A 22,660-nucleotide genomic window follows, 5' to 3' on the forward strand; every position below is an offset into this window, starting at 1 on the left:
GGCGTGTCCGGGCAGTGAACGAGTTGCGGCGGTCGGCGCAGGCGTCCCGAACGAGAACGGCCGGCCTGGAGGATCCGGGCCGGCCGTCCATGGAGTCAGCGAGAGGCGCGACCGCGAGCGGCCAGCGCGCCCCGCGCGGCTCGGATCACGGGCAGATCGTCATCTTCACGCCGTTGCTCATGGCGATACCCGCCGACTGAGCTGCGTCCACTTCGAAGGACTGGAAGTGCAGCGCGACGCCGCCCAGGACCGGGTCGTTCGGCAGGGGCGTCGAGAAGCTCGCCGTGCTGCCGACGGCGCCGACGAAGAAGGTGGTGACCTGCGTACCCGGGTCGACCAGCACCGTGCCGCCGAGGATCGGCAGCGAGGCGTCGAAGATCGCCAGGCTCAGGAAGGCCGTGCCGCTGACCATGCCGGTGGTGTCCAGGCTGGCGGAACCACCCACTGCGGGGGTGCCGACGCCGGCCAGGCCGAGGACGTTGGCGCCGCCGGCGCCGACGCCGTAGTTCGTGTAACCACAGACCGGACCGGGCAGGGCCACGCAGACCTGGCTGGTGGTGGTCTGGTTGCCCGCGTAGTCGGTGAAGGTCAGCGAGTAGCACAGTTGCGTGCCCGCTCCGCCCGAGGTGTCGCTCATGGCGAAGCGGAACATGCCACCGCTCATGTCGAGAGCTGCGACCGAGCCGCCGATCGAACCCGAGGCGGTGTCGACCGAGTAGTTGGCCACGGCCGAGACGTAAGTCTCGCCGTCTTCCATGACCTGGTCACGGATCTGCGCGCGCACGACCCAGGGGCCGCTCTGCGTGGGGGCCACCAGGGCCTCCTCGCGGGCGACGATCGGCGCGAGCGAGTCGACCGGACCGCCGTTGTAGTAGACCTTGTTCTCCCAGGTGCCCGAGCTCGATTCGCCCTGGCCGGTGATCACGTCGTAGGCGCCGTCGTTGTCGAGGTCCGCCACTTCGGCGTCGAGGGTCGAGTCGCTGATGTTCTCGAACACGCCGTTGACCAGCGCGAAGTTGCCGCTGTTGTTGCGGACCATCTTCTCGCTCGACTGACCCAGGGCCGCGACGATCGCGTCGAGGTCGCCGTCCATGTCGTAGTCGAGCAGCGAGATCTCGTTGTCGTCGCCGGTGCCGAGGGTGCCGCCGGCGGTGAAGCTCAGCGTGCCGCCGTTCTCGACGAAGTTGTTGCGGACCGCGCCCTCGGAAAAGCTACCGAGGCTGACGAAGAACATGTCCATGTCCGTGTCGCCGTCGAGATCACCGACCTCGGCCTCGTACACGTTGCTGGAGGTGTTCGGCAGCAGGCTCGAGGCGTTGGTGAAGTTGCCCGCCCCGTCGTTCAGCATCAGGTAGTGGTTGCCACCCGAGTTGCTCGCGCGGTTCGGACCGAAGAAGTCCAGGTCCCAGTCGTTGTCGATGTCGACGAACTGGACGTCCATGTGCGCGGCCTTGATCGGCGCGTTCAGCGCGGCGGCGTTCTCGGTGAAGTTGCCCGCGCCGTCGTTGAAGAACAGGTGCGGACGGTCGCCGGCGCCACCCAGGAAGCTGTTGCCCGAGTCGCAGATGATCAGGTCCAGGTCGCCGTCGTTGTCCAGGTCACCGAAGTTGGCGCTGGCGGACGAGTAGGCGGTGGTCAGGCCGCGCGTGCTGCCTTCCTCGTCGTAGAAGCCCGGCTGGGCCGCGCCGCGGTTGATGTAGAGGAAGGGCAGGTCGGTGTTGAACGCGTTGGCGAACAGGCAGTCGACCCAGCCGTCCGCATCGACGTCGGCCGCGACCGCCATCTTGGCGTTGCTGGTCCCGCCCAGACGCATGTTCGACTGGTCGTTGAACTGGCCGGCGGCGATCTCGAGCTGGTTGATCACCAGGCGGTTGAGGCGCTGGGTGCTGGCGCTGGAGAAGCCGTCGCCGTCGGCGAAGAAGAGGTCGAGGTCGCCGTCGTTGTCGACGTCGGCCGCCTCGACGCCCTCCGTCCAGCGGGGGGTGCCGGGGATCGTCCCCGCGGTCCACTGGAACTGCTGGGCCAGGCCCGGCGAGGCGAAGGCCGCGAGGGCCGAAACGGTGGTGAGAGCGCGCAGGGCGCTGTAGTTCGATCGACGCATGGGTCGGGGCGTTCTGTGGGAGTGGACGGGACGTGAATGGACGCGGACGGGGGGGCGCGGTGGCCGGACGGCCCTGGGGACGTCGACGGCGGGCAGGGCCCGGACCGCTGCGAGCCTCGGGGGGTCGTGTCTCGGCCTGACACGGCCACCCCGGCCCATGCGCGTCCGGTGGGGTCGGATTCCCAGACCCGGGCCTGAGAGCGACCCCCAAGCGTAGTCCGGGCTGGGCGAACCGGCAATTCGACCTGGCCCGAGGTGCGCCGGTTCCATCCAATCCGCCGATGCGATCGCGACCCCGACCCGACCCCGGCGGCCAGCCATGCCCGGGGGCACCCGAGGGGCCCCGAACGGCCCTCCTGGGGTCGCGCACGCTGTTGATCTTCACCCCGGAGGCCCTGGCGGCACCCGATCCGGAGGCCGCCCTGGCCCGGGCCCTGCCCTGGGTGGACCTGGTCCAGGTGCGGGTCAAACTCCCAGGAAATCGCATCGGTCCCTCGCCCGCCCGGCCCCTGGTGGATTGGACCCGGCGGGTCCTGGCCCTGGCGGCCGAGTTGCCCGAGGGGTCGCGCCCCCTGGTCACCGTGGACGACCGGGTCGACGTGGCGGCCGCCTTGGCCGCCGAGGGCGTGGCCGGGGTGCACCTGGGCCAGGCGGACTGTCCGCCCGATGTGGCCCGCGGGTTGCTCGGCCCGACGGCACTGATCGGCTGGTCCACCGGTTCCCTGGCCGAGGTCGACAGCGCCGCTTCGATGACCGTCGACTACCTGGGATTCGGCCCGGTGGCTCCCACGGTCACGAAGGGACTCGATCGGGGCTTGGGGCCGCAGCTCGCGCGCGAAGCGGCCGCTCGCAGCCGCTGGCCGCTGTTCGCCATCGGCGGCATCGACGCGGAGCTCGCGCGCGCACTGGCCCCGGGCGCGCGGGTCGCGGTGGGCGCCGCGATCCTCGACGCCCCCGACCCGGCCGCCGCGGCCCGCGAGCTGCGCGCGGCCCTGGGTTGACGGCTCGCGTCCGTCAGCGCGTCAGGAACATCGCGTCGCCGTAGCTGTAGAAGCGATAGCGCTCGTCCACGGCCTCGCGGTACAGGCGCAGCACCCGCTCGGTACCGGCGAAGGCCGCGACCAGCATCAAGAGCGTGCTGCGCGGTAGGTGGAAGTTGGTCAGGATCGCGTCCACCGCGCGCAGCTCGCGCCCGGGCCGCAGGAACAGGTCGGTGGAGCCCGAGCCGGGCTCCACGCCGCCGGCGGACGTGGCACGCGACTCGAGCACGCGTACCGTCGTCGTGCCGACCGCGACCACGCGCCCGCCGCGCGCGCGGGCCTCGTCGATCGCGCGGGCGGTGGCGACTGGCAGCTCGAAGCGCTCCGCGTGCATCGGATGGCGCTCGACGTCCTCCACCTCGACCGGGCGGAAGGTCCCCGGGCCCACGTGCAGGGTCACCGTCGCTCGCCGCACGCCGGACGCTTCCATGCTCGCGAGCAGCGCCTCGGTCAGGTGCAGGCCCGCCGTCGGCGCGGCCACCGCACCCAGGCTGCGCGCGTAGACGGTCTGGTAGCGCCGCTCGTCCTGCTCGTCGGCCGCGCGCTCGACGTAGGGCGGCAGGGGCATGGATCCGGCGCGTTCGATGGCCGCCTCCTCGTCCTCGCCGTCGGCCACGAGCTCCAGGAGCCACTCGGGGGCCAACTCACCCCCGTGGTCGCGGGCGCGCTCCACCGCGACCAAACGCAGGCCGTGGCCCTCGACGGTCAGCTCCATCCCCGGTCGCAGCCGCGCCGCCGGTCGTACAAGCGCGCGCCAGATCGCTCGCGCGCCCGCCTCGCGCTCGATCAGCAGCACCTCGGCCCGCCCGCCCCCCGGCCGCCGCGCGGCCAGGCGCGCTCGCCGCACGCGGGTGTCGTTGACCACCAGCAGATCGCCGGACTCGAGCAACTGCGGCAGGTCCGCCACGGTGCGGTGCGAGGTCGCGTCGCGCCCGACGTCGTGCACCAAGAGGCGCGCAGCCTCCCGCTCGGCCGTCGGCCGCTGGGCGATCAGCTCGGCGGGCAGGTCGTAGTCGAAGTCGGAGGCCTTCACCGGATCGGTCGCAGCCAGGATGGGAGCCTGGGCTCGACGAGGGCGAAGAGCATGCACGGCAGGAGCACCGCGGGCCACAGCCAGCCGGGTTCGCTCCACTCCCCCGCCCGATGCCAGCCCTCGAGGGGCCAGTACAAGAGCGGCGCCACGGCGACCAACAACGCCGCCGCCGTGCGCGGCGCGAGCCCGAGGGTCACGGCGATCCAGGTCAGGTACCAGGGATGCAGGGTCGGTGTGAGCAGGGCGAAGGCGAACAGGAGCCGCGCCGTCGCGTCGGTCGGCCCCAGGCGCCGGCGCAGACCATCGAGGGCGAGGCCGGCGAAGGCCAGGCCCACGGCCATGCGACCCAGCCGGCGCGGATCGCGCGGCGCGCCGTCGTAGTCGCCACCCAAGGGCAGGAGGCCGCCACGCCCGAGCGGGCCCTCGGGTTCGAACAGCGGCTCGACCAGGCGGTAGGCGACGTTGGTCGACTCCCAGCGCAGGCCGTACTCGCGCAGTCCGGCGGTCAGGCCCTGTGATCCGCCCTCGAGCAACAGGGGCGCCGCACTGCCCAGGGCCACGAGCCCCGCGACCACGGTCCAGCGCCCCACGGCGATGCGCCGCTTCGTCCACGACACCAGGGCCACGATCGGCAAGTACTTCACGAGCACCGCGGCCGCGAGCAGCAGACGACCGGCAGCCTCGAGCCGCGCGTTGACCCGCTCGCGATCGAACAACGCCAGGGCGCCGACCAGGAGTACGATGCCGAGGGCATCGAAATGGCCCGTGCCCGCGAAGGCGAGGACCACCTGCGGACACCAGCCCCAGGCGACCCAGGCCGCGGCCACGGGCCGGCCCCGGCGTCGCGCCAGAACGGCGAGGGGTGCCAGGGCCGCAAGGTCCACGCACGCGTAGAACAGTCGCAGAGCCCAGAGGGCCCGCTCCGGGGGTTCGGGGCCGCCGGCCGCGACGACCACGGCGGCGGCGGAGAGCTGCATCAGGGGCGGGTAGGCCGCGCTCACCTCCGGGTGCCCGATCCCCGCCGCGAGCTCGGGCCAAGACTCGCGATACGGGGCGCAGGCGGGATCGGCCGGCGCGGCCGCATAGGGACTCACACCCTGCGCTACCAAGGCGCCTTCGAAGACGTAGCGGTACTGGTCGTCGGAGAGCTGGGCGTCGCCGGTGAGCGCGATCAGTCGCAGGGCCACGGCCCCCGAGAGGATCAGGGGCAGGGACAGGCTCCGCCCGCGCAGTGCCAGGGCCAAGGCCACGATCCAAGCCGCGCCGGCCGCCATCAGCCCTGACTGCAGCGCAGCCATGTGCCGGTGCAGCGGTCCCGCCCAGGAGACCGCGGCGACGGCCGCAAGGATCGACGCCAGGGCCAACAACGCCAAAAGTGCGCCCGACTTCCGGGCACCGGCCCCCGCTTGCGGGCGTTCTGATCGCGGCGGCTGGGCCATGGCGCGAATGATCCGAAATCGCACCTTTAGATGCGCCCCTGCTTGGCCCTCATTAGCCCGGGGCACCTGCCCCTCGATCGCACCGGACCCGGGGGGGCCCCGGACGATCGGATCTCCTTGATGGGAGATGGACACTCTGGAGCGCCAGCTGGGGACACCGCTGGCGCTCCCTTCATGTCCGCGGCCCTATTTCATGTCCGCGGCCCTAATTGTCAGGAGCGCCCGCCTCCGGGGGGACCGTTCGCCCTTGCCCTGCGTCGAGCCGCCATCGCTGAGGCGCCGCATCCGACGCAGCGTCTCGAGCCGGTCACGACCGCAGCGTGCGTTCCGAGGGTCGGCGTCGCACGGAGGAGCGCACGACATGCGAGTCGTCGTCCTTACCGGCAGCGAACTCCGCGAGACGGCGGGCGAGGGTGCCCACGTCCCAGCCCAGCAGCCGCGCGGCCGCGCGCTTGTTGATTCGCCCCCCCGCGGTGCGGGTGGCGCACAACGCGGCGCGCACCATGGTCGGATCGGGCGCGAGGGAAGCCACGCGGTCGGACCAGACGAGGCCGACGCGCTCCGCAGCCCGACGCGCATCGTCGCGCCCTGGCGCCGACGTCTCACACTCGTCGAGCAGCGCTTCGACCAAGCGCCGCAGCTCGGGCGGTGGCGACTTCGCGGCAACTCGCCAGAGTGCCGCGAGGAGCGGCGCAGCGATGCGCGGCTCGCTGCGACCGCGGTCGCGGCAAACGGCGAGCAGGGTGCCGGCGAGGCGACGCTGGAAGCGCTCGGGACGCAGGCTGGCGGGTGGCGGCGATCGATCCGGTGCGCGGTCATCCGCGCCGCGCTCCAACTCCGCCAGGGGCACCCCCCCCATGGCCGTTCCGATCAACGGCGTCGCGCCTGCCTCGCAGCGACCCAACTCGGCCAGCTCGGCGGCGGCCAGGGCCGCACTGGCGCGAGCCAAGCGCTGGCAGAGCTCGCCCGCTAGACGCTTCGCTGCGGCCACCGACCTGGCCTCGACCAACCAGGCGCCGCGACTGCACCCGTCCCGCGCCAGGCTGGCCACCGCGGCCGGGCCGACGCGGGTGACTCCCGGCGCCCGCGCGTCGAGGGCTGATTCGAGTGCTCGGTCCAGGCTTGCAGAGATCCGCAGCGGCGGGGCGCGATGGGTCGCCGCCGCGACGACGATCGTTCCGCGTCCCGAGCGCACGAGGATCCACTGACGCGCCGGGCCAGCGAGTGAGTGGATCAGCCGATCCGCCACGCGTTCGGGCATCCCGCGGGGGTCGAAGCCGGCTCCGGCGACGGGCTCCGGCGCTTCTCCGACCGTCGTCGAGAAGAACCCCGTCCGCCGAGCGAGAACTCCCGCCCAGTCGTCGGCCGCCTGGCGCAGGACCGCGGGCTCGGGCACCACGCGGTGCTCGAACTCCAGGTGCAGGTGGCCGAGTGCCGCACCGTGGATTCCGTGAAGAGGCAGCAACAACAGGGTTCGCGCCTCGGGGGACAGGGCGCCTTGGGGCGCGCCGCCATCCACCCCGTCGCGGCGCGAGAGCCACGGCGAGCCCGCCGGTAGGGGCGACCAGCCGCCGCGTGGGTGCCGGGGTCGATCGCGGGGGCAGTCGAGTTCCACCAGCGCGCCGTCGGTCCCCACGCAGGCCAGGAGCGCCGCGCCCAGGCCGGCCGCGTCGACGGGCGCGTGCGACGGGACCGCTGCGCTGTCGCGCTGCGAGACAGCGGCATTGTCGACTGGTTCCAGAGCCCGACGCAGGGGCGGCGGCAGGCACGGGACATCGATCAACGTGACGCCCGGTTCGCCCCGCGCCCAGCGCGCCCAAGCGTCGAGCCGGCTCAACCGCCGGCTGCCCGCGACCGCGGCCGGTTGGGCGCCGAGGGCCGCGAGGGCGCCGCGTACATCGCCGACCTCGAGCAGCAGCTCGACGCGCTCGCAGAGCAGCGACCGTCGCTCGAGCGCCGTCGCCGTCCGCGCCGGGGCCCCCAGCGCCTCGAGGGCTCGGCGCGGCCCGTGCTGGGCGGCCAGGACTCGGCTGCGCCACAGGTCGTTGGCCAAGCTACGCGGTGCGAGGGCGGCCCGCGCCGCGATCAGCCGCTGCGCGACCGCGAGCGCGGGCTCGCGAGTTCCGGGCGGGTTCGGACCATCGTCGAGCGCCAGGGCCAACTTGCGCCAACTCCCGCGGCAGCGGCGCCTGCGCCAAGAAGCGAAGCTCTCCTCCCCGCCGACGCGGGCCAGGGTCTCGGCCAGCAGCCCGTCGATCTGCGCCAGGGCCAGTTGTCGGCGACGCTCGATCAGCTGCGCCCGGGCTGCGCCAGCGTCGAGGGGCGAGGGCTTCGCGAGGCGACGGCGGGCCTCGCACAGGGCACCGGCGACGCGCTCGCGGCGCGCGCTCCAGCGCGCCTCGGGCATCAGGCCAGCGACCCGCGACAGGGTTGGCCGGTCGGTCGCGCGCTCGAAGCCCGCCGGCGGGTCCCAGCTCGACAGGGCTGACCGCAGGTCCGCCACCAGGCGCACCAGGGGCTGGCGAGCCCGGCGCGACAGTGGGTCCAATGGCACGCCCTGCACCAGCGCCGCCAATCGCAGGGCCCGAACGCTGCGAGGTCCACTCGCGAGGGGGCCGAGGGTCGCGCGCAGCTCGGGCAGCAGGCACCGCAGGGCCCGGCGGGCGGCGGCCGCCGCGAACCGCGCCGGATCGCCCTGGCCCTGCTCGAGGCGCCAGCCCAGGACCAACTCGACGGCGGTAGCCTCGGCCAGCCGGGCGGAACAGGCGGCCAGGGCCGCGCGCCGACACAGGGTCCACGCCCGCGGTGCCAGTTTCAGGGGATCCCCCACGACCAGGCGCCCGAGCGCCACCTGGGGCTCGGCCCAGGCCAGGTGCTCCGCGAGTCGGCGGGGGTCCAGGTCGCCGAAAGTCTCCGCGAACATGGGCCCAGCCTGGCGATCGGGCGAGCCGCTCTCGCAATGGGACTTCGTACAGAATCGAGTCGAGGCCCGCCGCTCCACCGACGTTGCATCCGAGCGAATCCGCCAGCGGACGGGCCGGTCGCTGGGCCCAGGGGTTCCAGGCGCTAACATCCCCGCGCCGACCCGTCGGGTCGTCACCCCTCCGCCCTCCACCGTCAGCCCAGAGCAGCGTGACCGGATTCCTCGAAGGCAAGACCGGCGTCGTCCTCGGCGTCGCCAACAAGCGTTCCCTGGCCTGGGGCTGCGCCAAGGCCCTCTCCGCCCAGGGCATGCGCCTGGCATTCACCTACGTCGGCGAACGGCTCGAGAAGGGCGTGCGCGCCCTGGCGAGCGAGCTCCCCGGCTCGATCGTCGTGCCCTGCGACGTGACCGTCGACGCCGACATCGACGCTGCCATGAAGGCCATCAAGGACGAGTTCGGCCACCTCGACACGGTGGTGCACGCGGTGGCCTTCGCCAAGCGCGAGGAGCTCGGCGGCAACTTCTTCGACACCTCGCGCGAGGGCTACCAGGTCGCCCACGAGGTCTCGGCCTACTCGCTGACTGCCGTGGCCAAGCGCGCCCTGCCCCTGATGGAGGGCCGCAACGGATCGATCGTGACCCTGACCTACATCGGGTCCGAACGCGTGATCGAGAACTACAACGTGATGGGTATCGCCAAGGCCGCGCTCGAAGCCAGCGTGCGCTACCTGGCCCACGACGTCGGTCCGCGCGGCATCCGCGTCAACGCCATCTCCGCCGGCCCGATCCGCACCCTGTCGGCCTCGGGCATCACCGGCTTCAACGAGATCCTCGACCACATCGCCAGCCGCGCGCCCCTGCGCCGCAACATCACCGCCGACGAGGTCGGCGACGTGTGCGCCTTCCTGGCCAGCGACATGAGCCGCGGTATCACCGGCTCGACGATCTACGTCGACGCCGGCTACAACATCATGGGCGTCTGAGCGTCCGGCGGCGGCGCTTCGGCACGAGCCGGCGCGCGGCCGCTCGCGCTCGAAGTCTGCGGCGTCCCGTCAGGATCCGACGACGACAGCGCTCGCCGAGCGGCGCGGCACGAGGGCGCGCCAGGCGGCGGCCACGAGCAGCAGGGCGAGAATCGGCGCCGCGACCATGTGGACGCTGTGCGGCAAGAGGTGCTCGGCGGTCGCGATCTGCGGCACGATCGAGATCCCCAGTTGCCCGAACAAGAGGTCGAGGCCCGCGCCGAACAGCAGGGTGACGATCGAGAGCACCGCGAGGTGCACCAGGAGCGGCCGCGAGCCCAGCAATTGGCGGACGACCAGCAGGGACCCGAGGTTGGTCGCGGGTGAGGCCAGGAGGAAGACCAGCGCTGCGCCCGGCGAGAGGCCCTTGGCGATCATCATCGCGGCCACGGGCGTCGAGGCCGAGGCGCAGACGTAGATCGGCAGGCCGATGGCGAGCATCACCAGGTAGCCCAGGGGTCCACGCAGCAGCGGATCGGCGAAGAACTCGGCCGGGATCAGCGCGCCGAGCACACCGGATGCGACCACCCCGAGGACCAGGGACCAGGCCAGGTCGTCGACCATGTCGACGTAGCCGTGACGCAGGATGCGGCCCAGGCGCGAGCGAGGCTCGGAGTGCGAGCCGTGGTCGTGGCCGTCCGACGGCGCAGATTCTGCGGGCTCGGCGTGGCAGCAGGATGCGGCCGGCGGTTCCGGTTCGGGTTCCGGTTCGGGGTGGCAGCAGCCGCCGACTTCGACCTGCGTGACAGGCGTCGCCGGCCCGGAACCAGGCGCCGCCTGGGCGAGACCGGCCCGATCCTCACGGCGCGCGAACAGGGCCACGATCTGACCGGTGACGAGGGCCGAACCCACGGCTGCAACCGGACGCACGAGGGCCATCGGGCCGCCGAGCAGACCGTAGGTCGCAGCGATCGAATCGACCCCGGTCTCCGGGGTCGCGATCAGGAAGGCCGAGGTCGCGCCGCGGCCTGCTCCGGCCTTGCGGAGTGTGGCCGCGACCGGCACCACCGAGCAGGAGCACAGGGGCAGGGGCGCGCCCAGCACCGAAGCCCAGGCCACCGAACCCGTGCCCTCACCGGCGAGCCAGCGCTCCAGACGCTTGGGGTCCAGGAACTCCGAGATCACGCCGGCGACCAGGAAACCGAACAGCAGGTAGGGCGCCATCTCCACGAAAACGCCCCAGGCCAGACCCGGCACCTGGGCCAGGCCGCTCAGGTCGCCGCCCGGAAGTAGCACTCCGAGCACCGCGCCGAACAGCAACAGCGCCGCCGCTCGCAGCCGGTTGTCCGCCTCGTGGAAGGCTTCCGGCAGCAGGTCGATCAGGCCCACGTAGAGGAACGTGCCCCCGGCGATGCCCGCCGCCCAGGAGGCCGAGCCCAGGGACGTCAGCCAGGCCTCGCGGGCCAGGAGGAAGGCGCCCGGGGTGAACAGACTGAAGAGCGCCACCAGGGCGATCGCGCGGGCGGTCGGCACCTTCGCCAGGCGCATCAGCGTCGCCAGGGAGAAGACCTCGACGGCCTTGTGTCCGAGCAGCGCTCCCAACAGACCCCAGGGCAGGTCGCTGCCGGCCTCCCCCATCAGAGGCGCCAGGCCGACCCCGGCCAGGGTCGCGTGGGCCGCGAGGCCGACGAAGGCCACACGCCAGGCGAGGGCGTGGGGATCGCCGCGGTGGGCCGCGGCCAGGCGCCGCCCGGGCGCCGTGTAGCGCAGCAGGAGCGGCAGTAGGAACCCGGCCACGAAGCCGATCCACAGGCCCACGTCGTCGAAGCTGCCCGCCCCGTGGGCATGGCCGTGGCTGGCGTGGGCGTGGCCAGCGTGGCCGTGCCCCGCGTGGTCCAACCCCTCGCCCCCGGCCATCACCAGGTCGGCCAGCACGTGCAGCACGCTGCCGAGGAAGGCCCCGGCGCTGACCGCGACCAGGGAGTGCAGCGCGCGCGGAGACCAGGACCGCACCAGCGGCAGGCCTCCGCCCAGCAGCCCGGCGACGAAGATGGCCAGGGCGGCGATGACGGTCGAGCGGTCCATGGGGGGCCGTAGTTGTAGCCCGGACCCGCGGACCTTTCACCGCTCGAGGGCCGCGATCCAAGCTGGGCTCCGAACGCCACCAGGGGCGGATCCGCGCGGGATCCGCCCCTGGTATCTCAACCTCTCGAACGCGTCGAGGGGCTCGGGCTGGCCTCAGCCGGCCCGCTGGGGCCTAGAAGGTCCAGCCGATCGAGAGCACGACGCGGTGGTCCAGGCGGTCGTTGCCGGGCACCGGGGTGTTGTCGTAATCCATGACCCACTGGATCTGACCGAACATGGTCTCGCTCAGGTTCGTGCGCACCCGCGTGTCGAGCATGCCGATCGTGTCGTTGGCGTTGTCGAGGCTGACCAGCAGCTCACCGTTCTGCTCGAAGGTGGTCTCTTCGTTCAGTTGGTTGCGGTAGTTGAACGCGAAGCGACCGGCGGCGTAGTCGACGTCCTGGGAGTCGACCTTGTAGTTCTCGTCCACGTAGGACACACCGATCTCCGTCGAGAAGGCCTTGTCTTCGTCCTCGAACCACTGCTGACCGATACCGGCGCCGACGGTCAGGCGCAGGTCGAGGGCCTTCTTCGCGTCGGAGAGGCCGGACACGTTGCCGTAGGCGTAGGTCTCTTCGCTGAAGAAGTAGTCGTACTGGGCCTTGGCGTAGACCTGGCGCTGGGTCAGCGAGCGCACGTTGGTCGTCGAGTCCTTCTCGTCGGCGTAGGTCCAGTAGGCCTCGAGCGAGGTGCGGTCGTCCTCGCGCCGGTACTCGGCGTTGGCGTCGGCGTTGGCCTGGCGCAGGTCGGTGTTGCCCGAGGTGATCGTGGCGCCGATGGTCACCGCGCCGGTCCAGACGTTGTGGGGCACCTCGTCCTGGACCGTGTTGGTCAGGATCGGAGCGGGCAGCGGCGCGCCGTAGGCCGGCAGGTACTCGGTCGGCTGGGGTTGGGCGGAGCCGAGCAGGGCCGCCGCGCTGGCGACCGAGAGGATCAAGGACATGGGATTGCGGTGTCGTGGGTTTCGACGGGCGTGCGCGCCCCGTCGAGGGGGGAGGGAGTTGAGTCGTCCGCCGGGCCGCTGGGTTCGCGGGCCGGAGCAGCCCGAGTCGGGCCGGCTGGCGTCGTGCGCGTGCGACGGGGCCGCCTTTGACGGCGCGACATCCTAGAGGCGCGAGCGCGGCGGTCGAGACGCCCGACTCGCCGAAACAGGATCGAACCTGCGGCCGAGCTATCCCGGCCGCGAGAGCCACGGCGAGCCTCGCAGGCAGAAGCGCAGGGCCATGTCCTCCCCGCGTCCCAGGCCGATCCGGCGCCCGACCGTCAGACGCTGGAGCGGCAGCGGCTCGCCGAGTTGGACCCGCAGGGGCCCGCCGGTCAGGGGCGCACCATCGTGCTCCGGACCGAGGCCCAGTGCCTGGACGATCCGCCCGGGGCCTGAGCACAGCAGCCGCTCGACGTGGCCGCCGCGGTCGCGCGCCATGGCCTCCAGGCCAGTGAGCGGCTCGAGGGCGCGCACCAGCACCGCCTGGCCGCTGCCGCCGGGCCCGCTGACCACGTTGAAGCAGTGGTGCAAGCCGTAGATGCGGTAGACGTAGGCGACGCCACCGCGCGCGAACATCGAGGCGTTGCGCGGGGTCTGTCCGCGCCAGGAGTGGCTGCCGGGGTCACCGCTCGCGAGGTAGGCCTCGGTCTCGACGATGCGCCCCGCGCGGGGCTCGGCCTCGCCGGGGACCTGGTGCACCAGGAGCGCACCGATCAAGCGCCGCGCCAGGTCGGGCGCAGGTCGGCTGAAGGCTGCGTGTACGCGCTCGTGGTCGGACATGGGGTCGCGCGGTCGGCGTTCGTACGGTGCCAGGCACAAGACCGCCGCCTCCGGCCGCCCGCTCAGTGCGTTGGACCGAACGCCAGGCTCAGGTTCATCCAGAAGAACGGCGCCGAGGCCAAGAGGCCCAGTCCGATCGAAGTCCAGACCAACGATCGCAACTGACCGTCCGCCGGATCGCCCTCGGGCAGTACGCGCCGGAAGCGCAGGTGGAACGTGTACCGCAGTTGGACGGCGGTGGCGACCGCGATCAGAGCGACCACCCAGCGCCAACCCAGGGCCAGCTCGGGGCTGCGCACCCCTTGCACGTAAAACAGCATTCCGGCCACCCCCAGGGCGTTGGCGACCGTAGAGAGACCGGCCTTCCAACGCGGCGCCTCGAAGCGCACGTCCTCGCGGATGCTCTGCAGCGCCGCGGCGGCGTAGATGCCGATGTAGAAGTAAATCAGGAGCCGCATGGCTGTCACCCGAGCCGGGGAGCGAGTGTAGTGACGACCGGCGCCAGCTACCATTCGCGCCCGTTCCGGAGCCGACCATGATGAACCAGACCCTCCTCGTGTCCTCGATCGCCCGCCTTCCCCTGCTCATTCCGGCCCTGGCTCTGTTGGGCCTGCCCTCGGGGTTGAGCCTGCCCTCGGGCGTACCGGCGGGGCCCACCGGGCTGGTCGACGATGCGCCGGTCCTGGCGCCCGTCGAGGGTCATCGCGTGCGGCGCAGCTTCGAGCAATCGGTGGAGCTCGAGGCGACCACGATCGAGCTGTTCCAGAACGACGAGACGCGCGAGATGGAGGGCTCCCTGGTCCAGACCATGGACGAGAAGATCGTGGTCGAGGACGAGTTCGTCTCCGTCGACGGCGGCCGCGTCCTGGCCTTGCGGCGGCACTTCATCGAGCTGCCCCGCGAGCTGGTCAACACCGCCGACGACGTCGAGATGGAGGACACCGAAGAGTCCGAGCTCGAGGGCGAGGCGGTGCTGTTCGAGTGGGACGAGGAGGATGGAGAGTGGCAGCGCAGCTATGCCGAGGACTCCGAGGCCGACGAGGACCTGCTCGACGGACTGGTCTTCGACATGGACATGACCGAGCTGCTGCCGGACGGCGAGGTCGACGTGAACGATTCTTGGACCTTCGAGGGCGAGGGACTGCGCTGGCTGCTGTCCCCGGGCGGCGAGCTCGGCCGGGAGTCGACCACGCGTGAGAAGTCCGAGATCGACGAGCTGATCGACGAGGCCGGCGACGAGATGTGGGCCGACATGGACGGCGGCTTCACCGTGACCTACACCGGCGCCGAGGAGTCCGACGGGGTCAACGTCGCGGTCTTCACGCTGGAGGCCGACTTCGAGGGCATGGGCGAAGCGCGCGAGGACTTGGAAGAAGTCGACGGCGAGCGCTTCGTGAAGGACCACTTCCACTTCGAGGGCGAGGGCGAGCTGCGCTGGGATCTGGACGCGAAGTGCCTGGCCAGCAGCAGCCTCGAGGGGACCATCTCGGTCTCACGCACGGTCGGCTTCGAGACCGAGGGGCCCGACGGTGAGCCCTTCGTCGCCGGTCAGACGATCGCGCTGGAAGGGCCCCTGAGCCAATCCATGACCGTGGAGACGGTCGGCGCTTCGGACGACGAGTAGCGCTGCGAACTGACCCGGTTGCCGCGCGCGGCGCGTGCGGTCAGTCCACTTCCTTCTTGAACAGCAGGAGGTGGTTGAAGCCGCGCAGGAAGAAGTTCCCCTCGGCCGCCGCCCGGTGGAAGTTGGGCTTCTCGAGGTTGCGGTTGCCGCGCACCACCGCCACGTGGTCCACGGGACGGAAACGTCGGCGCAAGAGCACGTAGAGCTCCGCGCCGATGCTGACGAAGCCACGCTTCTTGACGAAGGTGTCCTGGACGTAGACCGCCAGGAAACGCCGGTCACGCAGGACCCGCCAGGCCTCGGCGAAGACCCCGTCCAGGGCCTCGAAATAGGCGTCCTCGAAGGCGTCCAGCTTGCCGATGCAGCGCCCGTCCTCGGAGTAGTCCACGTGGGTCGAGTAGGGCGGGTCCATGAAGACGAAGTCCACCGAATCGCTCACCAGCGGCAGATGGCGCGCGTCGGCTCGCGGCAGACCGGCTGAGGTCTCCGCCAGGTCGAATCCGAGGCCGACCCGCTCCATCGACCGCGCCACGTCGACCGCGGTCCCCCCACCGGCGAAGGGGTCCAGGACCCGATCCCCCGGGCGCGTGTAACGCTCGAGTACGTTCCAGACCACGTAGGCCGGCGTGCGGCCGGTGTAGCGCGGATCACCGAACTGCTCGTCGCCGTACTGCTGGGACGGGTGGTGCCACAGGGTGGTTGTCTGGAGCCGAGGCTGGGCGTGGCGTCGCATGGACGGGACCTTACAGGCGCTAGCAGGGACTGAGGAGCGACCGTATGCAGGTCCACTCCCGCACGGCCCGTCCAGCGACTACCATGCGCGGCCCTACACGACCGGAGCAAACCGATGCGAACCCTGATCACGACCGCAGCCCTGGCCCTCAGCCTCGCCCTCCCGATCGACGCCGCCCAGCGTGGCCAGACCCAGGAGCGCCCCGCCGCCGGCAACACCGGACAAACCCAACGCCCGGCTCCCGCCCCGGCTCCCGCTCCGACGCCCCAGACCCGCGACGCGGGGACCCAGCGAGGCTCCGGTCCTGTCGGCGCCCGCACCCAGCGCGGAGGCGAGCAGCAAACCGGCGACGCCCAGACCCAGCGTGGCGGCAACGGCCCCGCGGCCCAGCGCGGCGACACTCCCGCGGCCCAGCGCGGTGACACTCCCGCGGCCCAGCGCGGTGACACTCCCGCGGCCCAGCGCGGTGACACTCCCGCGGCCCAGCGCGGTGACACTCCCGCCCCCCAGCGTGGCGATGCTCAGCGCGGTGACACCCCCGCCCCCCAGCGTGGCGATGCTCAGCGCGGCGACACCCCCGCCCCCCAGCGTGGCGATGCCCAGCGCGGTGACACCCCCGCTCCCCAGCGTGGCGATGCCCAGCGAGGGGGCGAGCGCGAGCGACTGACCCGCGAGGTCTCCGACGCCAAGGCGCTCCAGATCATGTCGCAGGAGGAGAAGCTCCACCGCGAGCGCCTCGGCCGCGCCGCAGCCCTGCGCCGGGTCGCCCAAGCGGCGAACGACAGCGAGCGCCTGGCCCAGCTCGACCGCCTCGAGCAAATGGAGAAGTCGCGCCACGAGAAGATGCTGAACGACGGCCGAGGCATCCTCGGTCGCGAGCGCTTCGAGCGGATCCGCGCACAGATGCTGGAGGCAGCCCGCAAGCAGGAGCAGCGCGGCGGCGATCAGCAGCGCGGTGGCGATCAACAGCGCGGCGGCGATCAACAGCGCGGCGGCGACCAGCAACGCGGCGGCGACCAGCAACGCGGCGGCGACCAGCAACGCGGCGGCGACCAGCAACGCGGTGGCGGCGAGCAGCAGCGCGGCGGCGGCGAACAACAACGCGGCGGCGGCGGCAACTGAGCCCGACTCCCGAATCCCCCCCCACACGAAGAGGTCCGAGACATGCAACGAATCCTGATCACGGCCAGCTTGGCCCTGATGGCCGCTGGCTGTAGCACCGAGGCGGCTCCGAGCGGCGGCAGTGCTGGCGCGAACGGCGCCGGCGGCGCAGCCTCGCCCGCGGAACTGCCCGAAGTCGACGTCCCTACGATCGAAGAGGCTGCCGACGCCTCGGGCATCAACGCATCGAACGCCGACGCCGAATTCGACGAGCTCATGAAGGAGATCGAAGGCGACAGCGGCAACTGACCGCGCTCGACCTTCGACCCGAGACACCATCGAGGCCGATGCGACAGGGCCCGGAGCGCGCGAGCGCTCCGGGCCCTGTTGCGTGACCACCCGCTGCGCGGGCGATCCTCCACCGGCGTCGCGCCGATCAGCTCGCCGTGAGCCAGCGCTCGAAGGGCTCGAACTCGTAGGGCCGCCCGAGGAAGTCGCAGACCATGTCCGCCGCATCGCGGCTGGAGCCCGGCTCGAGCAGCTTGGCCGCATACTCCCGCATCCGCGCGCCGTCGAGCAGGTTGCCCTCGAACAGCCCGAACAGGTCCTTGGCGATCACCAGCGACCACAGGTAGGTGTAGTAGGCCGCTGAGTAGCCCTCGAGGTGCCCGAACGACAGGTGGAAGTAGTTCCCCTCGGTGTGGGGGATCGGCAGCAGCCGCTGCTTGAGTTCGATCGCCACGCGCACGGGATCCAGGGTCGCCGGATCGGCCGTGTAGTAGGCCAGGGAGAGGCGCGAGTAGTAGACCTGAACCATAGCCTGCAACGCCCGGCAGGTGCGCGCGGCGACGGACATGCGCTCGACCATCGCCGCCGGGATCGGTTCGTCGGTGCGGTGGTGGCGGGCGAAGCGCTGCAGCACCTCCGCGTCCCAGGCCCACTCCTCGAAGAGCTGGCTCGGGACCTCGACGAAGTCCCACTCCACGCGCTCGCCCCCGGCGAAGCCGTAGTGCGGCTGGTCGCCACCCAGGAGGAAGTGCATCAGGTGGCCGAACTCGTGGAACAGCGTGGTCACCTGGTCGTGCATCAACAGCGCGGGGTCGTCGGCGCTGGGCTGGGGCAGGTTGCAGACCACCGCTCCGCGCGGCAGCAGGCCGTCGGGACCGCCCGGATGCATGTTGAACATCGCCGCGTGCTTGAACTTGCCGGGGCGCGGGAACATGTCGAAGTAGAAGCGCGCCACCGTCCTGCCGTCGCGCTCGATGTCGTAGACCTCGACCGACTCGTGCCAGGCCGGCTCCTGCGGCCGCGCCACGATCTCGACCCCGTAGAGCTGCGAGGAGAGGCTCAAGAGGCCGTCGCGCACGGCGGCGTAGCCGAAGTAGGGCCGCGCCTCGCGCGCGTCGAATCCCGACCGCCGCTGGCGCAGCTTCTCGATCCAGTACACCCGCGACCACTCGGTGATCGCCTGCCGCTCGGGCTCGGTCTCGCGCGCCAGCTCGAGCAGCGCTTCGACGTCGCGATCGGCCGCGCGACGGATCAGGGGCTCGAGCCGATCGAGGAACTGCGCGACGCTCGCCCCGTCACCGGTCATCATGTCCTCGGTCGCGAAGTCGGCCCAGTCGGCGTAGCCCAGCAAGCTCGACAGCTCCCGTCGCTTGGTCAAGAGCGCCTTCAGAACGTCAGCGTTGGACGGCACCGCGCGTTGCATCGCGCGCAGGAAGAACTCCCGCCGCAGGTCGTCGCCATCCGCGAAGGACATCACCGGCACGTAGTCGGCGGGGTCGGTGTTCAGGACCACGCTGCCGTCGGGCCGCTCCGGATGGGCCGCCAGGAAGTCCTCGGGCAAACCCGCCAGGGCCGCGTGGCCGCCGGCGACCACGTACTCGGCGGTGCCTTCGACGATGTTGCGCGAGAACTGTTGACCGATCCGCACCAACTCCTCGCGCAGGGCGCCGATGCGCTCGCGCGTGGCCTCGTCGCGATCGACGCCCGAACGACGGTAGTCGCGCAGGGACCGCTCCAAGAGGCGCCGCTCCAGGTCGTCGGCCAGGGCCGCGGGGTCCACGGCGGCGAGCACCTCGAAGGCGCCGCGGTCCAGGGACAGCTCGACCCCGAAGCGCGAGAGCTGACGCCGCAGGTCCTCGCACTCCCCGCGCATGGCCTCGTCCGGGTGCACCGCCTCGAACAGGTCGACCCAGCCGCGCGGCTCCTCGATGCCCGCCGCCAGGCGATCGAAGGCTGTCACCGTGCGCGATGCATCGGCGGGGTCTGCCTGGCGGAACTCCGCCAAACGCTCGCGCGCGGTGGCCAGGGCGCCAAGGGTCCTGTCCCGCAGCTCAGCTTGGTCGATCATGGTCGCTCTCGTCGGGTCAGCGCCCGCGCCCCTCGGGTCAAGAACGCACGCGGCACTCGGCCGCGTAGGTCAAGAGCCGGTGGTACTGCAGGTGGAAGTCGTGGCTGCCGCCGCCCAGGGGCGACTTGAAGTAGCCGGCCGTGTGCTCCATCACGCCGCTTTCGCCGCGGGACGCGGCCAGGTCCGCCAGTCGCACCAAGTCGAGCACCAACGGCGCGGCCAGGGCCGAGTCACATCCGGCCCAGGTGAACTGCAGCGTCATGCGCGTGCCGAGGAAGCCCTCGAAGTGCACCAGGTCCCAGGCCGTCTTCCAGTCGGACAGGGACGGCACGTAGTCGATGCCGACGTGGGTGTGCAGCTCGGGATGCCCGATCAGCTGGCGCAGCACCTCGTCCTTGTTGGCGATCTTGGCCCGGCGGTGCAGCGGGTCGGAGAGCACCTCGCCGTCGCGGTTGCCGAGCATGTTGTAGCCCTGCCAGGCGAGCACCTTCAGGGCGCGGTGCGCGAACATCGGCGCGAGGGCCGTCTTGACCAGGGTCTCCCCGGTCTTGCCGTCGTTGCCGCAGTGCGGCTGCCCGTGCTCCAGGGCGAGTTGACGCAGGGCCGGAGTCGACGCGCCGATGGACGGCGTGAAGTTGACGTAGGGGCAACCGGCCTCGAAGGCGGCGATGGCGTAGACCATCGAAGCCGGCTGGGCCTCGCCGGCGTCGAGCGCCCGCTGCAGGGCCGGCAGGTCCGCCCAGGCGGGGTCGGGGTCGCGCCAGGCCTCGGTGCTGGCCAGGTTGACCACGACCACGCGGTCGAGCTGCTGCTGCGCCCGGAAGGCCTCGAGCTGGGACACGATCGCGGCGATCTGCTCGCGCGGCGCCGCCCCGCCCAGGCGGGCCGACTCCGGGTCCAGGTCGGCCATGCCCACGTCGGGCCCGTCCAGGAGGCCGGGGGCCAGGCGCGCGTCGTAGGCGGCGGCTTCGGTGGCGGTGGCTGCCACCAGGGACGGGTCGAGGATCCGCTGGCGCACCAGCTCCCGCGCGGCGCGGTCCAGGGTCCCGCGGCGCACCTCGCAGCCCCCGAGCACCAGGTTCCCGAACTCGGCCAGGTCGAGGCCTTCGAACGGGGCCGTCGAGGTGGCCAGGCCGGTGGGCTCGAGCAGCCCATCGACCAGGCCGCGCAGGCCGTAGACGAGGCAGGTGGAGATGGCTCCGCGGCCCCCGATCAGCCACAGGCCGACCCGGCGGCCGGGCGGAAGGCCTGTGTGTGAGGACTCGGATTCGCTGTCTGCGGCGGTCATGGGGCACCAAGGAAAGGACGCGATCGGGCTGGGGGCAAGGGGCGCCGGGCCCTTTCGCTCCACACGGCGAGACTTGGAGCCAATCAGTCGCGGACGCGGCGGCTCTCGAGCCAGGCGCTGACCAGGGCCGCGTCGGCGGGCGAGAGGTCCGGAGGCAGGGCTCCGGCGATGGTCGCGCCGACTCGCGCGTCAGCCGCCGACGGTGCTCCAGCGGGCAGCGGAGCCAGCTCGGACGCGCCGGGTTCAGCGCCGTTGGATGCCGGCCCGGCGGCCTGGGCGTCCCCGTCGCCCTCCGCCACGCCGGGCTCGCCATCCTCGCTCAGACCCTTGGCCCCGAGCGCGTGGGCCGCCACCCGCGCGGAGTCGACGGCGTCGCGCCAGGGGGCGTCGACCGGTGTCTCGCGCGCCAAGCGTTCGAGTTCGCCGATCAGCTTGCGGGTGCGTTCCTCGTCGCCGCTGCTGTCGTCCGGACGACGTGCAGCTCGCTCGGCCAAGTCGGCCGCCTCGCTCGCTGCCTCCCGCAGGGCGGTGACGAGTTCGGCCGAGGGTCGGTCGGGACTGTCACCGGGGGCCGCCAGGGCGGCCTGGGCCAAGTCCTCGGCCATGGCTGCCGTGAGCGCCGAGACCCGGGGGCCGGCCGGAGGCCTGTCCCGCGACTCCAGTGCCAGGGCCAGGATCGCGGCGGCCACCAGGGGAGCCGCGCCGGCGAAGGTCGAGTCCGGCACCGCGCGCCGCAGGACCTCCCCGCGGGGCAGCTCGGCGAGGGCGCGCGTGGAGAGGGCCACGACCACGGCTCCGCCGCGGGGCTCGACCTCGAAGGCCGTGGCCAGGGCACCCCCGCGACCGAACTGGACGTCGATCCGGCCAGCCACCGCAGCCGCGCGCACGGGCAGGCCGGCGAACCAGGCCGCGCCGCAGAAGCAGGCGGCGAGGCCCGCGACGACCCACGCCTCGAGGCCGAAGGGCGTGCCGCCGTCGGCCACGATCGCGACTTGCACCGAGCAACCGGCCGCCACGGCCACGAGCAGCGCCTGGCCCGCGCGCACCGCTCGCGAGGCCCCCACCGCCCGCCCCACCAACTCGCGCACGGGAGCCTCGGCGGCGGGAGTGTTGCCCGCGGTGCTCGACGGTGCGTTCGAATGGGCTGCGTTCAAGGACACCTCGTGTTCAGCGGCGACGGGCGCGGGTCACCGCGCCGTGATCGGCAGGCGCGCCTCGAGCTCGGCCGGCACGCTGGTCAGCGGGTCGCGGCTGAAGAAGATCCGCACCTGGGTGTCGGGCTCGGGCACCAGCCAGGGATTGCCGACCCAAATGTCCTGGCGCTCGCACTCGGGTCGCGCAGACGTCAGCAGGGTGTTGCCCTCGGAGAACCAGGCGATGTTGACGTAGTTCTGCTCCATGGCGGCGACGAACACCTCGCCGTCGTTGGAGTCGACCATGCGCGAGCCGAGGAAGACCCAGCGGTGACGCTGCAGGGGCTGCTGGCGCTCGAGGTCGGCGATCAGATCCTCGGCGCGGAAGAAGTAGGTCTCGTCGCCCACGCGCCAGCCGACGTAGATCAACAGCCCGGGCCCTTCCGGCGGCAGCACGTCGTAGCCCTCCGGCCGCGCTCCCAACTCGCCCGGCCCGGCCTCTTGCTCCGCGCTCGCAGGGGCCGGCGCGTCCTCGCGCAGGACCCAGCGCGCGTTCTGGCCGGGCTCCATGCCCAGCGCCAGGAAGGCCGCGTTGAGGATCGTGGCGTCGGCCTCGGTGCTGAACAGCGACTCGTAGCCGGAGCCCGACGGGCCCGTCAGGAAGAACTCGAGCAGGTCGTCGCGGGTCGCCACCCGGGCTTCGATCGAGGCGTGGCCGCCGACCGGGTCGAAGTCGACGCCCCCCGCCGCGAGGGCTTCGACGAGCTGCGCCATGCCCGCGTCCTGGGCCGCGGCAACGCCGCTGTTCGCCCCGGGTTCCGCTGGCCCGGCGATCGCCCCCGCCTCGACGAGCTCGCCCGCAGGCGCCCCCCCCGAGTTGGCCGCGCCCCCAGACGGAGAATGCGCCGCGAGGGAATGGACCCCCAGGGAGAGGGCGGCGATCGGGAGTGCGGCCAGGGAAGCGGCGGCGATTCGTTGGATGGACTGCATCGCGGAGGACAACGGCCGGGGAGCGCGGGGGTTCAGCGGAGAAGGGGC

General features: G+C 72.3%; 18 protein-coding genes. 4 read left to right on the forward strand and 14 right to left on the reverse strand.

The window, feature by feature from the left end:
* Window positions 1-145: 145 nt before the first annotated feature.
* Entirely contained in the window at window positions 146-2,101 is a 1,956-nt protein-coding gene (locus tag Pla133_RS21030) for an FG-GAP repeat domain-containing protein (protein ID WP_419191803.1), read from the reverse strand.
* Between the two features lie 374 nt (window positions 2,102-2,475).
* Here Pla133_RS21030 and Pla133_RS21035 point away from each other — a divergent pair, with 374 nt between their 5' ends.
* Entirely contained in the window at window positions 2,476-3,102 is a 627-nt protein-coding gene (locus Pla133_RS21035; protein ID WP_419191804.1) for a thiamine phosphate synthase, read from the forward strand.
* 13 nt (window positions 3,103-3,115) lie between these two features.
* Here Pla133_RS21035 and queA read toward each other — a convergent pair whose 3' ends face one another.
* The 3 genes from queA to Pla133_RS21050 form a co-directional block, all read right to left on the reverse strand.
* Window positions 3,116-4,174, reverse strand: a complete 1,059-nt coding sequence (queA, locus tag Pla133_RS21040; RefSeq protein WP_145068930.1) for a tRNA preQ1(34) S-adenosylmethionine ribosyltransferase-isomerase QueA — start codon at window positions 4,172-4,174, stop codon at window positions 3,116-3,118.
* Complete coding sequence (locus Pla133_RS21045; RefSeq protein WP_145068932.1) at window positions 4,171-5,472, reverse strand: MptA/MptB family glycosyltransferase; 1,302 nt, start codon at window positions 5,470-5,472, stop codon at window positions 4,171-4,173. Before Pla133_RS21045 ends, queA begins: the two co-directional genes overlap by 4 nt.
* A 448-nt stretch (window positions 5,473-5,920) precedes the next feature.
* Window positions 5,921-8,536 (reverse strand): hypothetical protein, encoded by a 2,616-nt coding sequence (locus Pla133_RS21050; RefSeq protein WP_145068934.1) that lies wholly within the window; start codon window positions 8,534-8,536, stop codon window positions 5,921-5,923.
* 209 nt (window positions 8,537-8,745) lie between these two features.
* Between Pla133_RS21050 and Pla133_RS21055 the strand changes: the two genes are divergently transcribed.
* Window positions 8,746-9,519, forward strand: coding sequence for an enoyl-ACP reductase FabI (locus Pla133_RS21055; RefSeq protein ID WP_145068935.1), 774 nt, complete (start codon window positions 8,746-8,748; stop codon window positions 9,517-9,519).
* A 69-nt stretch (window positions 9,520-9,588) separates the two neighbouring features.
* On the opposite strand, the gene Pla133_RS21060 is transcribed toward Pla133_RS21055, so the two are convergent.
* From Pla133_RS21060 to Pla133_RS21075, 4 genes are all read right to left on the reverse strand, one after another.
* Window positions 9,589-11,583, reverse strand: a complete 1,995-nt coding sequence (locus Pla133_RS21060; protein WP_145068937.1) for an SO_0444 family Cu/Zn efflux transporter — start codon at window positions 11,581-11,583, stop codon at window positions 9,589-9,591.
* Between the two features lie 172 nt (window positions 11,584-11,755).
* Window positions 11,756-12,565, reverse strand: coding sequence for a DUF481 domain-containing protein (locus tag Pla133_RS21065; RefSeq protein ID WP_145068939.1), 810 nt, complete (start codon window positions 12,563-12,565; stop codon window positions 11,756-11,758).
* A gap of 228 nt (window positions 12,566-12,793) precedes the next feature.
* Window positions 12,794-13,387, reverse strand: coding sequence for a DNA-3-methyladenine glycosylase (locus Pla133_RS21070; protein WP_145068941.1), 594 nt, complete (start codon window positions 13,385-13,387; stop codon window positions 12,794-12,796).
* A 62-nt stretch (window positions 13,388-13,449) separates the two neighbouring features.
* Window positions 13,450-13,845 (reverse strand): hypothetical protein, encoded by a 396-nt coding sequence (locus Pla133_RS21075; RefSeq protein ID WP_145068943.1) that lies wholly within the window; start codon window positions 13,843-13,845, stop codon window positions 13,450-13,452.
* A 77-nt stretch (window positions 13,846-13,922) separates the two neighbouring features.
* Between Pla133_RS21075 and Pla133_RS21080 the strand changes: the two genes are divergently transcribed.
* The gene (locus tag Pla133_RS21080; protein WP_145068945.1) at window positions 13,923-15,011 is read left to right on the forward strand and encodes a hypothetical protein; all 1,089 of its coding nucleotides are present in this window, start codon (window positions 13,923-13,925) and stop codon (window positions 15,009-15,011) included.
* Window positions 15,012-15,051: 40 nt separating this feature from the next.
* On the opposite strand, the gene Pla133_RS21085 is transcribed toward Pla133_RS21080, so the two are convergent.
* A complete protein-coding gene (locus tag Pla133_RS21085) occupies window positions 15,052-15,744 on the reverse strand; it encodes a TRM11 family SAM-dependent methyltransferase (protein ID WP_145068947.1) in 693 nt (230 codons plus the stop codon).
* Window positions 15,745-15,837: 93 nt separating this feature from the next.
* Window positions 15,838-16,914, reverse strand: a complete 1,077-nt coding sequence (locus Pla133_RS21090) for a hypothetical protein (RefSeq protein ID WP_145068949.1) — start codon at window positions 16,912-16,914, stop codon at window positions 15,838-15,840.
* On the opposite strand from Pla133_RS21090, the gene Pla133_RS21095 reads away from it, so the two are divergent.
* Window positions 16,909-17,154, forward strand: coding sequence for a hypothetical protein (locus Pla133_RS21095; protein ID WP_145068952.1), 246 nt, complete (start codon window positions 16,909-16,911; stop codon window positions 17,152-17,154). The two genes, Pla133_RS21090 and Pla133_RS21095, sit on opposite strands and share 6 nt — an antisense overlap.
* A 127-nt stretch (window positions 17,155-17,281) precedes the next feature.
* Here the strand turns inward: Pla133_RS21095 and Pla133_RS21100 are convergent, their stop codons facing one another.
* From Pla133_RS21100 to Pla133_RS21115, 4 genes are all read right to left on the reverse strand, one after another.
* Window positions 17,282-19,201, reverse strand: a complete 1,920-nt coding sequence (locus Pla133_RS21100) for a M3 family metallopeptidase (protein ID WP_145068954.1) — start codon at window positions 19,199-19,201, stop codon at window positions 17,282-17,284.
* A 37-nt stretch (window positions 19,202-19,238) separates the two neighbouring features.
* Complete coding sequence (locus Pla133_RS21105) at window positions 19,239-20,489, reverse strand: inositol-3-phosphate synthase (protein ID WP_145068956.1); 1,251 nt, start codon at window positions 20,487-20,489, stop codon at window positions 19,239-19,241.
* An 83-nt stretch (window positions 20,490-20,572) separates the two neighbouring features.
* Complete coding sequence (locus Pla133_RS21110) at window positions 20,573-21,643, reverse strand: hypothetical protein (RefSeq protein ID WP_145068958.1); 1,071 nt, start codon at window positions 21,641-21,643, stop codon at window positions 20,573-20,575.
* 33 nt (window positions 21,644-21,676) lie between these two features.
* Window positions 21,677-22,612 (reverse strand): YdjY domain-containing protein, encoded by a 936-nt coding sequence (locus Pla133_RS21115; RefSeq protein ID WP_145068960.1) that lies wholly within the window; start codon window positions 22,610-22,612, stop codon window positions 21,677-21,679.
* Window positions 22,613-22,660 lie beyond the last annotated feature (48 nt).

Origin of the sequence: Engelhardtia mirabilis (genome assembly GCF_007748095.1) — a bacterium.
Lineage (GTDB): Bacteria > Planctomycetota > UBA1135 > UBA1135.